Annotated in this window: 7 protein-coding genes; 6 read left to right on the forward strand and 1 reads right to left on the reverse strand. The window is 74.2% G+C overall.

What is annotated here, in order from left to right; translation table 11 throughout:
* Positions 1-384: 384 nt before the first annotated feature.
* From AB0D94_RS15520 to nudC, 4 genes are read left to right on the forward strand one after another with little or no spacing between them, the layout of a single operon-like run.
* Positions 385-3,978: an ATP-dependent DNA helicase gene (locus AB0D94_RS15520; protein ID WP_362051635.1), complete on the forward strand. Its 3,594-nt coding sequence runs from the start codon at positions 385-387 to the stop codon at positions 3,976-3,978.
* Positions 3,979-4,022: 44 nt separating this feature from the next.
* Positions 4,023-7,559, forward strand: a complete 3,537-nt coding sequence (locus AB0D94_RS15525) for an ATP-dependent DNA helicase (protein WP_362051425.1) — start codon at positions 4,023-4,025, stop codon at positions 7,557-7,559.
* A gap of 10 nt (positions 7,560-7,569) precedes the next feature.
* A complete protein-coding gene (locus tag AB0D94_RS15530; protein ID WP_362051427.1) occupies positions 7,570-8,964 on the forward strand; it encodes a dipeptidase in 1,395 nt (464 codons plus the stop codon).
* Between the two features lie 57 nt (positions 8,965-9,021).
* Entirely contained in the window at positions 9,022-9,963 is a 942-nt protein-coding gene (gene nudC, locus AB0D94_RS15535; protein WP_362051429.1) for an NAD(+) diphosphatase, read from the forward strand.
* Between the two features lie 193 nt (positions 9,964-10,156).
* Here nudC and AB0D94_RS15540 read toward each other — a convergent pair whose 3' ends face one another.
* On the reverse strand, positions 10,157-10,417 hold the full coding sequence (locus AB0D94_RS15540; protein WP_031144916.1) for a mycoredoxin: 261 nt from the start codon (positions 10,415-10,417) through the stop codon (positions 10,157-10,159).
* A 181-nt stretch (positions 10,418-10,598) separates the two neighbouring features.
* Between AB0D94_RS15540 and AB0D94_RS15545 the strand changes: the two genes are divergently transcribed.
* Both AB0D94_RS15545 and AB0D94_RS15550 read left to right on the forward strand, forming a co-directional pair.
* On the forward strand, positions 10,599-12,767 hold the full coding sequence (locus AB0D94_RS15545; RefSeq protein WP_362051432.1) for an ATP-dependent DNA helicase UvrD2: 2,169 nt from the start codon (positions 10,599-10,601) through the stop codon (positions 12,765-12,767).
* Between the two features lie 179 nt (positions 12,768-12,946).
* Complete coding sequence (locus tag AB0D94_RS15550; RefSeq protein WP_362051637.1) at positions 12,947-13,261, forward strand: hypothetical protein; 315 nt, start codon at positions 12,947-12,949, stop codon at positions 13,259-13,261.
* Positions 13,262-13,286 lie beyond the last annotated feature (25 nt).

Genomic DNA, 13,286 nt, shown 5'->3' on the forward strand with positions numbered 1-13,286 from the left:
GCCCGGGCGGGCGGTCGAGCGTCCGTGCGAAGGCCCGTACGGGGGACGCGGGAGAACTGCGCGGCGTCGGCCGGTTGCCGTAGCGTTGCCTCTTCGGCTCCGGCCGCGGCGTGTGCCGCGGCCGTCGCGCGGAGCCGCGCAGGACCCGCAAGACCCGTAGGACCCGCAAGCCCCGCAAGACCCGTAAGGCCTGTAGGACTCGCAGGCATCGCAAGCCCCGCAGGACCCGTAGACCCTGTAGGACCCACAGGGCCCGCAGCCCCCGTACGACCCGCAGACCCACCAGGACCGGCAGCTCACGTGATCACCTCTCCCTCCGACCGCTCCGCGCGGCGTACGCGGACCCCGGACGCGTACCGCCTCGTACGCACCGGGCCGGAACGGGTGGATCCCCCTGTGCTGGACGCAGCGCAGCGCGCGGTGGTTGATCACACCACCGGACCTCTGCTGGTCCTGGCCGGACCGGGCACCGGGAAGACGACCACGCTGGTCGAAGCCGTCGCCGCCCGGGTCGAAGCGGGTACGGACCCCGCCCGGATCCTCATCCTCACCTTCAGCCGCAAGGCGGCGGTGGAACTGCGCGACCGCGCCGCCCTGCGCCTCGGCGGCGCGCGGGCTCCGCAGGCCACCACGTTCCACTCCTTCTGCTACGGCCTGGTCCGCGCCCACCAGGACACCGACCTGTTCGCGGACCCGCTGCGGCTGCTGTCCGGCCCCGAGCAGGACGTGATGGTCCGCACCCTGCTGGAGGGCCAGCGCCGGATCCGCTCCATCCGCTGGCCGGACGACCTGCGCGCGGCCCTGACCACCCGCGGCTTCGCGGACGAGGTCCGGGCGGTGCTCGCCCGCGCCCGCGAGCTCGGCCTGGGGCCGGCGGCGCTCGACTCCTTCGCGACCCGGATCGGCCGCCCGGACTGGAGGGCGGCGGCGGCCTTCCTCTCCGAGTACCTCGACGTCCTGGACATGCAGGGCACGCTGGACTACGCCGAACTCGTCCACCGCGCGGTGCTGCTGGGGGAGCGCACCCCGGCGCTGTCCGCCGCCTACGACGCGATCTTCGTGGACGAGTACCAGGACACGGACGCCTCCCAGCTGCGGCTGCTGCGGGCGCTGACCGGCCCGGGCGGCACGCTGGTCGCCTTCGGCGACCCGGACCAGTCGATCTACGCCTTCCGCGGCGCCGACATCAACAACATCCTGGACTTCGAGACCTCCTTCCCCGGCGCGGCGGTCAAGGCGCTGACCGTGGGCCGCCGCTCGGGCGCCGCCCTGCTGGCCGCCACCCGCCTGCTCACGGCCCGCATGCCGGTCCCGCGGCTGCCGTCCGCCGCGGTACGGGCCCACCGCGACCTCAAGGCCGCGCGGGACGGCGGGCAGGTGGAGGTGTACACCTACCCCACGGCCGGAGCCGAGCTCGACAACATCGCCGACGTACTGCGGCGGGCGCACCTGGAGGACGGCGTGCCGTGGCAGGACATGGCCGTCCTGGTCCGCTCCGGCGGCCGCACCCTCCCGGCGATGCGCCGCGCCCTCATCGCGGCGGGCGTCCCGGCCGAGACGGACGGCACGGACACCCCCCTCCGCCACGAACCGGCCGTCGCCCCCCTCCTGACGGCCCTCCGCATCACAGCCCTGTCCGCCGCCGGCCAGACCGGACCGGACCCCGCCGAGCCCGCAGCCGCGGGTGCTGACCCGGCTGCGCCGGAGGCGGTCCTGGCCGTCGCCGCAGGCGCGGATCCGGCTGCCCTCGGCTCCGCCGGGGCCGGGGGCCCGGCTGCCGCAGGCGACGGGACGGGCTCCGCTGCGGGGGAAGGCGCGGGTACCGACTCGGCCGGCCCGGCTGCGCCGGAGGCGGTTCTGGCCGTCGCCGCAGGCGCGGATCCGGCTGCCCTCGGCTCCGCCGGGGCCGGGGGCCCGGCCGCCGCAGGCGACGGGGTGGGCGAGCTTGCTCGCGGAACCGGGGTGGGCGGGCGGGAAACCTCCCCCGGCCCCGCCGAAGCCGCGGCCGACGCCGTCCAGGCCGGAGCGGAGCCCGCCGAGCCCGCCGCAGGCGGCCCCGCCGAGCCCGCCGCAGGCGACCCCGCAGGCGACCCCGCCGGCGACGGCTGGATCGGGGTCGACGCGTGCCTCGAGCTGCTCGCCTCGCCCCTCGGCGGGATGGACGCCGCCGATCTGCGCCGCCTCGGCCGGGCCCTGCGCGACGAGGAGCGCGCCGCAGGCGTCAAGGTGCCCGCGCCCTCCGACGTGCTGCTCGCCCGCGCCCTCGCCGAGCCGGAGCGGCTCACCGCCCACGACCCCGCCTACGCCCGCGGCGCGCAGCGCCTCGGCCTGCTCCTTCGCAAGGCCCGCGAGCTCCTGCAGGGCGGCGGCACCGCCGAAGAGGCCCTGTGGACCCTGTGGGACGGCACCCCCTGGCCCCAGCGGCTGGAGCGCGGCGCCCGCCGCGGCGGCGCGGCCGGCCGCAACGCCGACCGCGACCTCGACGCCGTCTGCGCCCTCTTCGACACCGCCGCCCGCGCGGAGGACCGTACCGGCGGCCGCGGCGCCCTCAACTTCCTGGAACAGCTGGAAGCGGAGGACATCGCCGCCGACACCCTCACCGCCCGCGCCACCCGCTCCGACGCCGTCCGGCTGATGACCGCGCACCGCTCCAAGGGCCTGGAGTGGTCCCTCGTCGTCGTCGCCGGGGTCCAGGAGGGGCTCTGGCCCGACCTGCGCCGCCGCGGCTCCCTCCTGGAGGCCGACCGCATCGGCCGCGACGGCCTCGCCGAACCCCTCACCCCCGGCGCGCTCCTCGCCGAGGAGCGCAGGCTGTTCTACGTCGCGGCCACCCGCGCCCGCGACCGCCTCGTCGTCACCGCCGTCAAGGCCCCCGCCGAAGACGGCGACCAGCCCTCCCGCTTCCTCACCGAACTCGGCGTCCCCCCGCGCGACGTCACCGGCCGCCCCCGCCGCCCCCTCGCCGTCCCGGCACTCGTCGCCGAGCTGCGCGCCACCACCGTCGACCCGGACGCCTCGCCCGCACTGCGCGACGCCGCCGCCCGCCGCCTGGCCCGCCTCGCCGCGCTCACCGACGACGAGGACCGCCCGATGGTCCCCGCCGCGCACCCGCAGCGCTGGTGGGGCCTGTACGAGCCCACCCGCAGCAGCGTCCCGCTGCGCGACCGGGACCGGCCCGTGGCCCTGTCCGGCAGCGCCCTGGACCAGCTGGCCAACACCTGCTCCCTCCAGTGGTTCCTGGGCCGCGAGGTCAAGGCCGACGCCCCCTCCACCGCCGCCCAGGGCTTCGGCAACGTCGTCCACGTCCTCGCCGACGAGGTCGCCTCCGGCCGCACCCCCGCCGACCTGGCCGTCCTCATGGAACGCCTCGACTCCGTGTGGGACGCCCTCGCCTTCGACGCGCCCTGGAAATCGGCCCAGGAGAAGGAGAACGCCCGCGCCGCCCTGGAACGCTTCCTGCGCTGGCACACCACCGACAGGGGCGGCCGGGAGGCAGTGGCCACGGAGCACGAGTTCGACGTCACCCTCGAAGCGGGCGACGTCGCCGTCCGCATCCGCGGCTCCATGGACCGGGTCGAGGCGGACCCGCAGGGGCGCGCGTACGTCGTCGACTTCAAGACCGGCAAGGCCTCGCCCACGAAGGACGAGGTCGCCCGCCACCCCCAGCTCGCCGTCTACCAGCTCGCGGTGCGCGAAGGCGCCCTCGACGAGGTCTTCGACGGCGTGCGCCCGGCGCCGGGCGGCGCCGAGCTCGTCCAGCTCCGGCAGGGCGCGCCCAAGAAGGAGGGCGGCGAGGAGGTCCCCAGGATCCAGGCCCAGCAGCCGCTGGACGGGGAGTGGGTCGGGGACCTGCTCGCCACCGCCGCGGGCCGCGTCCTGGACGAACGCTTCGCGCCCGCCGCGGGCCGGCACTGCGACCACTGCTCCTTCCGCAGCTCGTGCAGCGCCCGCCCGGAGGGCCGCCAGACCGTGGAATGAGACGCCGGCCGGGAGTGTCGGTGGGTACGGCTAGCCTTTTCGACGTGTCCGCGCGTCCGTCCGTCCTCACCGACCCCGAGCAGCTCAAGGAGCTCCTCGGCATCCCTTTCACGCCCGAACAGATGGCCTGCGTCACGGCCCCGCCCGCCCCGCAGGTCGTCGTCGCCGGCGCCGGATCCGGCAAGACCACCGTCATGGCCGCCCGGGTGGTCTGGCTGGTGGGCACCGGTGCGGTCGCCCCCGAACAGGTCCTCGGCCTGACCTTCACCAACAAGGCCGCCGGGGAGCTCGCCGAGCGGGTGCGCAAGGCCCTCGCGCGGGCCGGGATCACCGACCCGGACCCCTCCCCGGCCGAGGCCGACGCGGCCGGCGGCGAGCCGCGGATCTCCACGTACCACGCCTTCGCCGGCCAGCTCCTGACGGACCACGGCATGCGCATCGGGCTGGAGCCCAGCTCCCGGCTCCTCGCCGACGCCACCCGCTTCCAGCTCGCCGCGAAGGTGCTGCGCGAGGCCCCCGGCCCCTACCCGTCGCTCACCAAGTCCGTCCCCGACCTGGTCAGCGACCTGCTCGCGCTCGACGCGGAGCTCTCCGAGCACCTCGTCGAACCGGCCGCGCTGCGCGCCTACGACACCGAGCTGCTGCACACCCTCTCCGGCACCAAGCTCACCAACGAGGACCTGCGCAAGGTCCCCGAAGCCGTGCGCGGCCGCCTCGAACTGCTGGAGCTCGTCAGCCGCTACCGCGCAGCCAAACGCTCCCGCGACCTCCTCGACTTCAGCGACCAGATAGCCCTCTCCGCGCAGCTCGCCACCACCCGGCCCGAGGTGGGGGCGCTGCTGCGCGAGGAGTTCCGGGTGGTCCTGCTCGACGAGTACCAGGACACCTCCGTCGCGCAGCGGCTGCTGCTGTCCGGGCTCTTCGGCGCGGGCAGCGGACACGCCGTGACCGCCGTCGGGGACCCCTGCCAGGCCATCTACGGCTGGCGCGGCGCCTCCGTCGCCAACCTCGACGACTTCCCCGAGCACTTCCCGTACGCCGACGGCACCCCGGCCACGCGCCTTTCGCTCAGCGAGAACCGGCGCAGCGGCGGCCGCCTCCTGGACCTGGCCAACGGACTCGCCGCCCCGCTGCGCGCCATGCACGAGGGGGTGGAGGCACTGCGCCCGGCGCCCGGCGCGGAAGGCGCCGGCTCCGTACGGTGCGCCCTGCTCCCGACCCACGCCGAGGAGCTGGAGTGGCTCGCCGACTCGGTCGCCCACCTGGTCCGCACCGGGACGGAGCCGCGGGAGATCGCCGTACTGTGCCGGTCCGCCGGGGACTTCGCGCGGATCCAGGCCGTACTGGTGGCCCGGGACGTGCCGGTGGAGGTCGTCGGCCTGTCCGGGCTGCTGCACCTGCCCGAGGTCGCGGACCTCGTCGCCGTCTGCGAGGTCCTCCAGGACCCCGGGGCCAATGCCTCCCTCGTCCGTCTGCTCATCGGCCCGCGCTGGCGGATCGGCGCCCGCGACCTGGCCCTGCTGGGCCGCCGGGCCCGGCTGCTGATCGGCCGTTCCCCGGCGGACGCGGCTGACTCCGACGAACGGCTCGCGGCGGCCGTCGAAGGCGTGGACCCGGCGGAGATCGTGTCCCTGGCCGACGCCCTGGAGACCTTCCTCGACGGCGCCGGGAAGGCCCCGGACGACCTGCCCTTCTCCGCGGAGGCCCGGGTCCGCTTCGCGCACCTCGCCCAGGAGCTGCGCGACCTGCGCCGCTCGCTGGCCGATCCGCTGATGGACGTGCTGCACCGGGTGCTGTCCGCCACCGGCCTGGAAGTGGAACTGTCCGCCTCCCCGCACGCGCTGGCCGCCCGCCGCCGCGAGACCCTGTCGAACTTCATGGACGTCGCGGCCGGTTTCGCGGCGCTGGACGGCGAGGCCTCGCTCCTGGCCTTCCTGGCCTTCCTGCGCACGGCCGCCCAGTACGAGAAGGGGCTCGACCACGCCCTGCCCGGCGGGGAGAACACGGTCAAGGTCCTGACGGCCCACAAGTCCAAGGGCCTGGAGTGGGACGTGGTCGTCGTGCCCGACCTGTGTGCGGGGGCCTTCCCGAAGGAGAAGCCGCCGGAGTCCTGGACCTCGTACGCGAAGGTGCTCCCGTACGCGCTGCGCGGCGACGCGCCCACCCTCCCGGGGGACCCGGCCTGGACCTCGGCCGGCCTGAAGTCCTTCAAGGCCGCCCTGAAGGAGCACAAGGAGACGGAGGAACTCCGCCTCGGGTACGTGACCTTCACCCGGCCGCGTTCCCTGCTGCTGGCCTCGGGCCACTGGTGGGGCCCGACCCAGAAGAGGCGCCGCGGCCCGTCCGCCTTCCTGACCGCCCTGTACGAGCACTGCGCGGCCGGGTACGGCGAGATCGAGGCCTGGGCCGAGGAGCCCGAGCCGGACGCGGAGAACCCGGCCCTGTCCGAGGACGCCACGGCCGACCGGTCCTGGCCGCTGCCCCTGGACCCGGGCTCGCTCACCCTGCGCCGCGCGGCGGCTGCCCTGGTGGAGTCCTACCTGGCGACCGCGCAGCCGGAGCCGCCGCAGCCGGAGTCGCCGGAACCCTTGGAGTTCCCGGAGCAGGACGAGTCCTACCTCTGGCCCCCGGACTGCGAGGACCCGTCCTACGAGGACGAACCCTGGCCGGAAGAGCACGCGGACCCCGGCCCCGGCCCCGCACCCTCCGCTCCCCGCGCCGACGACCTCTGGCCGGAGGACGACCTGTGGGCGCCGGGCGACGTACCCGCGCCCGGGGACCGCACCCCCGCGGGCGCGGGGGACCGTACCCCTGCGGGGGCCCGGCACCCCGCCCCGGCGCCCGGCCAGGGACCTCGGCTCACCCCCGAGGAGGCCCGGGCCATCGCCTCCTGGGACCGGGACCTCGAAGCCCTCGAAGGCGAGCTCCGCCGTGCCCGCGCGGCCGTGCGCGACGTCGAACTGCCCGCGGCCCTCTCCGCCAGCCAGCTGCTTCGGCTCGCCGCCGACGAGCAGGGCTTCGTCCGCGACCTCGCCCGCCCCATGCCCCGGCCGCCCCAGCCCGCGGCGCGCCAGGGCACGCGCTTCCACGCCTGGGTGGAGTCCCGCTTCGACGAGCTGCCGCTCCCGCTCCTCGACGTCCTGGACCCCGCCACCGAGCTGCCCGGCTCCGACCAGGAGATCGCCGACGAGGCCGACCTGGACTCCCTCAAGGCCGCCTTCGAGCGCAGCCCGTACGCCGAGCGGACCCCGTACCGCATGGAGGCCCCGGTCCAGCTGACCCTCGCCGGCCGCGTCATCCGCGGCCGGATCGACGCGGTCTACCGCGACCAGGACGGCTCGTACGAGATCGTCGACTGGAAGACCGGCCGTACCACCGAGGCCGACCCCCTCCAGCTCGCCGTCTACCGGCTGGCCTGGTCGGAGGCCACCGGCACCCCCCTGGAACAGGTCGGCGCCGCCTTCCTGCACGTCCGCAGCGGCCGCGTCATCCGCCCCCGCAACCTCCCCGACCGCGCCCGCCTTGAGCGGATCCTCCAAGGCAAATCGGACACTGACGGTGACCATCAGGTGGACAGCTAGGCTCGTGGGCATGAGCGACACCCCGCCGGACAGCGTCGTCCGTACGTACATAGACACCCACCGCGCCGCCTTCCTCGACGACCTCGCCGAGTGGCTCCGCATCCCCTCCGTCTCGGCGCAGCCCGAGCACGCGGGCGACGTACGCCGCAGCGCCGAATGGCTGGCCGCGAAGCTCAAGGAGACCGGCTTCCCGGTCGCCGAGATCTGGGAGACCCCCGGCGCGCCCGCCGTCTTCGCGCACTGGCCGAGCGAGGACCCGGACGCCCCCACCGTCCTCGTCTACGGGCACCACGACGTGCAGCCCGCCGCCCTCGCCGACGGCTGGCACACCGACCCGTTCGAGCCGGTCGTCAAGGACGGCCGGATGTACGCGCGCGGCGCCGCCGACGACAAGGGCCAGGTGTTCTTCCACACCCTCGGGGTCCGTGCCCACCTGGCCGCCACCGGCGCAGCCGCCCCCGCCGTGAACCTCAAGCTGATCGTCGAGGGCGAGGAGGAGTCCGGCTCCCCGAACTTCCGCGACCTCGTCGAGGCCCGCGCCCGCGAGCTCGCCGCCGACGTCGTGATCGTCTCCGACACCGGCATGTGGTCCGAGACCACCCCCACCGTCTGCACCGGCATGCGCGGGGTCGCCGACTGCGAGATCGACTTCCACGGACCGGACCAGGACATCCACTCCGGCGCGTTCGGCGGGGCCGTGCCCAATCCGGCCACCGTCGCCGCCCGCCTGGTCGCGGCCCTGCACGACGAGGACGGGCGGGTCACCCTCCCCGGCTTCTACGACAACATCGCCGAACTCACCGACGCGGAGCGCGCGCTCATCGCCGAACTCCCCTTCGACGAGTCCGAGTGGCTCCGTACGGCCAAGTCCCACGCGGCCTCCGGCGAGGCCGGCTACTCCACCCTGGAGCGCGTCTGGGCCCGCCCGACCGCCGAGGTCAACGGCATCGGCGGCGGCTACCAGGGGCCCGGCGGCAAGACCATCGTGCCCGCCTCCGCCCACCTGAAGCTGTCGTTCCGCCTGGTGTCCGGGCAGGACCCGTACGAGGTCGAGGCCGTCGTCAAGGACTGGGTCGCGGCCCGGGTCCCGGCCGGAATCCGGCACAGCATCACCTTCGGCGCGCCCACCCGCCCCTGCCTGACCCCGCTCGACCACCCGGCCCTGCAGTCCGTCGTACGGGCCATGGGCCGTGCCTTCGGCGAGAAGGTCCGCTTCACCCGCGAGGGCGGCTCGGGACCCGCGGCCGACCTCCAGGACGTCCTCGACGCCCCCGTCCTGTTCCTCGGCATCTCCGTCCCCTCCGACGGCTGGCACTCGCCGAACGAGAAGGTCGAGCTGGACCTCCTCCTCAAGGGCGTCGAGACCACCGCCTACCTCTGGGGAGACCTGGCCGCCCACCGCTGATCCGCCGCGCCTGACGCACCCGCCCTGCCCAGCCTGCCTGTCCCACCACCGGGGGAGTTGGAAGTACCTGTGAGCACCGAAACCGAGCGCCCTCTCTCGCTCGCCGCGCCCAGCGGAATCGACCGCGCCGCGCACCACCGCCTCGACGAGGCGTGGCTCGCCGCCGCCTGGAGCCACCCGACGACCCGTGTCTTCGTCGTCTCCGGCGGCCAGGTCCTGATCGACGACACCCCCGACGGCGGCACCGCCATCGTGATGACCCCGGCCTTCGAGGCCCCGGTCACCGAGACGCACCGCTACTTCCTGGGCAGCGACGAGGACGGCGTACGGTACTTCGCGCTCCAGAAGGACTCGCTGCCGGGCCGGATGGACCAGTCGGCCCGCCCGGCCGGCCTGCGCGAGGCCGGGCTGCTGCTGGGCCCGCGCGACGCCGGGCTGATGGTGCACGCCGTGGCCCTGGAGAACTGGCAGCGGATGCACCGCTTCTGCTCCCGCTGCGGCGAGCGCACGGTGGTCGCCGCAGCCGGGCACATCCGCCGCTGCCCGGGCTGCGGCGCCGAGCACTACCCGCGCACCGACCCGGCCGTGATCATGCTGGTCACGGACGAGCACGACCGCGCGCTGCTGGGCCGCCAGGTGCACTGGCCGGAGGGCCGCTTCTCGACGCTGGCCGGATTCGTGGAGCCCGGCGAGTCGATCGAGCAGTCCGTCATCCGCGAGGTGTGGGAGGAGGCGGGCGTCAAGGTCGGCGAGGTCGAGTACGTGGCCAGCCAGCCGTGGCCGTTCCCGTACAGCCTGATGCTGGGCTTCACCGCCCGCGCCACCTCCTCCGAGATCACGGTGGACGGCGAGGAGATCCAGGAGGCCCGCTGGTTCTCCCGCGACGACCTGCGCACGGCGATCGAGACGGGCGAGGTGCTGCCGCCCTCGGGCATCTCCATCGCGGCCCGGCTGGTCGAGCTCTGGTACGGCAAGCCCCTGCCGAGGCCGGTGCTGTAATCCTGGTCACACCGGCACACCGGCACACCGGCACACCGGCACACCGGCACACCGGCACACCGGCACACCGGCACACCGGCACGCCGTCCTGTCGGCGCGCGGCGGTAGCGCCGTAGTGCCGGCCCGGCACAGCAGAAGGCCCCCGCCGAGGCGGGGGCCTTTCTGTGCGCGGACGGGCCGCGCGGGGGCGCACTCAGACCGCGAGGGCCTGCTTGACCTGGGCCAGGCTCGGGTTCGTCATGACCGACTCGCCGCCCGTGGGGGACACCACGAGGACGGTGGGAACCGTCTGGTTGCCGCCGTTGGCCTTCTCGACGAACGCGGCGGACTCGGGGTCCAGCTCGATGTTGATCTCGTTGTACGCGATGCCTTCCCGGTCCAGCTGGGACTTCAGCCGACGGCAGTAGCCGCACCAGGTCGTGCTGTACATCGTCACGGAACCCGTGTCCTGCATGCTGCGCTCTCCTCTGTGGGGTCTCGGTGGTCCGAGTACTCGAACGTACGGGGCCGCTCCACCATTCCCCCGGGGCGGGGCGACGGCTCGTCCATCGGGCAGTGTCTGCCAAGTACGACGGACAGGTGCGGCCTGTGGACGAGTTTCCCGCCCGGCACTCGAGACCTGGCAGCATGGCGGGGTGACAGCAGCAACGCACTCCTCATCCTTCCCGGCCGGCCCCGACCACGCCGACTCGGCCGACGCGGTGCTCCTGGGCCTGGACCCGGAGCAGCGTGAGGTCGCGACGACCCTGCGCGGCCCGGTGTGCGTGCTGGCCGGCGCGGGCACGGGCAAGACCCGCGCCATCACCCACCGCATCGCCTACGGAGTCCGGTCCGGCCAGCTGATGCCGGCCAGTGTGCTCGCCGTCACCTTCACCAACCGCGCCGCCGGAGAGATGCGCGGCCGGCTGCGCAGCCTCGGAGCGGGCGGCGTCCAGGCCCGGACCTTCCACTCCGCCGCCCTGCGCCAGCTCCAGTACTTCTGGCCCAAGGCGGTCGGCGGGGACGTGCCCCGGCTGCTGGAGCGCAAGATCCAGTTCGTCGCCGAGGCCGGCGCGCGCTGCCGCATCCGCCTCGACCGGGGCGAGCTGCGCGACGTCACCGGCGAGATCGAGTGGGCCAAGGTCACCCAGACCGTGCCCGCCGACTACCCGGCCGCGGCCCTGAAGACGGGCCGCGAGGCCCCCCGGGACATGGCCGAGATCGCCCAGATCTACGGGACGTACGAACAGCTCAAGCGCGACCGCGGCATGATCGACTTCGAGGACGTGCTGCTCCTCACGGTCGGCATCCTCCAGGACCGCCACGACATCGCCGAGCAGATCCGCGCCCAGTACCAGCACTTCGTGGTCGACGAGTACCAGGACGTCAGCCCCCTCCAGCAGCGGCTGCTGGACCTGTGGCTCGGCGAGCGCGACAGCCTCTGCGTCGTGGGCGACGCCAGCCAGACCATCTACTCCTTCACCGGGGCCACCCCCGACCACCTGCTGAACTTCCGCACCCGCTACCCGCAGGCCACCGTGGTCAAGCTGGTCCGCGACTACCGCTCCACCCCCCAGGTGGTCCACCTCGCCAACGGGCTGCTGAATCAAGCCAAGGGCCGGGCCGCCGAGCACCGGCTGGAGCTGATCTCCCAGCGCGAGACCGGCCCCGACCCGGTCTACGCCGAGTACCCCGACGAGCCCGCCGAGGCCGAGGGGGTCGCCGGCCGGATCCGCGACCTCATCGCGGCCGGGGTCCCGGCGGGCGAGATCGCCGTGCTCTACCGCATCAACGCCCAGTCCGAGGTCTACGAGCAGGCCCTCGCCGACGCCGGAGTCCCGTACCAGCTGCGCGGAGCCGAGCGCTTCTTCGAGCGCCAGGAGGTCCAGAAGGCGATCCTCGCGCTGCGCGGAGCCGCCCGCTCCGGGGGCAACGACCCGCTGCTGGAGGACGTCCTCGAACTCGGCTCCCAGGTCCGGGCCGTGCTCAGCTCCACCGGCTGGACGGCCGAACCGCCCGCCGGCTCCGGGGCGGTGCGCGACCAGTGGGAATCGGTGGCCGCGCTGGTCCGGCTCGCCGAGGACTTCGCCCGAACCCGGCCCGGCGCCACGCTGGCGGACCTGACGATCGAGCTGGAGGAGCGCAAGGCCGCCCAGCACGCCCCGACCGTCCAGGGCGTCACCCTCGCCTCGCTGCACGCGGCGAAGGGCCTGGAGTGGGACGCGGTCTTCCTCGCCGGCCTCACCGACGGCATGATGCCCATCACCTACGCCAAGACCGACGAACAGGTCGAGGAGGAGCGCCGGCTGCTCTACGTCGGCGTCACCCGGGCAAGGCTGCACCTGACCCTCTCCTGGGCCCTCTCCCGGGCTCCGGGGGGCCGGGCCTCCCGACGGCCCAGCCGCTTCCTGAACGGCCTGCGTCCGGGCTCCGTGGCCCCGGTCGGCGGCCCGGCGGCCGAGCGGGGCACCCGCAAGCGCGGGCGCCGCGGCCCGTCGCTGTGCCGGGTCTGCGGCAAGACCCTGACCGAGGCCGGCGAGCTGAAGCTGATGCGCTGCGAAGACTGCCCGTCCGACATGGACGAAGGCCTCTACGAGCGGCTGCGGGACTGGCGCGCGGTCCAGTCGAAGGAGCAGGGACTGCCCGCCTACTGCGTCTTCACGGACAAGACGCTGATGGCGATCGCGGAGGCCGCGCCCACCGAGGAAGGGGAGCTCTCGATGATCTCCGGAGTCGGCGGCCGTAAGCTTGAGCGGTACGGGGCCGAGGTGCTGGCCATATGTGCAGGTCAAGAGCCTGGCGGCGAGGAAGCTGACGACGCGTAGAAACTCGTCGGAAAAATAGTTTGCACATGCCCAGCGAATCCCCATAGGTTCTTAGCAACGGAAACGGTGGCTTCTCCGAAGCCCCTGATCCGTGCTGTACTTATCCGAATACGTATGGGACAGGCCTCAGGGCCAGGTCCCCGAGACGCCGAGAGGAGGCGAGACCAGTGACCAGCTTCATGACCTTCACCAAGATGACCGATCGCTCGGTCGACGCTTCCTGCCTGCTCGGTTCCGTCTCCCTCCTGGGTACCGGTGTGTCCGCGATTTCCGCTGACCGCCCCGCCCTGCTGGCGACCCTTCCGGTCAGCGAGCGCAATGAGCGACCGACCCAGGCACCGGTGGCAGTACTGGCAGCGGAAGCAAAGGCGCATGGCGCCTATGTCCCCGCCGCCGCAGCCGGTGCCGGATCCAAGACGAAGCAGACGAAGAAGCAGCAGCACCACCTGATGTGGGCCTTCCGCGGGCTCGAACCCTGGAGTGATCCAGCCTGATCGCATGATCAGGCCGGCGCCTTCA

The sequence above is a fragment of the Streptomyces sp. NPDC048255 genome, from assembly GCF_040652415.1.
GTDB lineage: Bacteria > Actinomycetota > Actinomycetes > Streptomycetales > Streptomycetaceae > Streptomyces.

What these genes read in the sequence shown, in the direction of transcription:
- AB0D94_RS15550 (WP_362051637.1), top strand. Translation starts at nt 12,947, where the DNA reads ATGACCTTCACCAAGATGACCGATCGCTCGGTCGACGCTTCCTGCCTG.
- AB0D94_RS15540 (WP_031144916.1), bottom strand. Translation starts at nt 10,417, where the DNA reads ATGCAGGACACGGGTTCCGTGACGATGTACAGCACGACCTGGTGCGGC.
- AB0D94_RS15530 (WP_362051427.1), top strand. Translation starts at nt 7,570, where the DNA reads ATGAGCGACACCCCGCCGGACAGCGTCGTCCGTACGTACATAGACACC.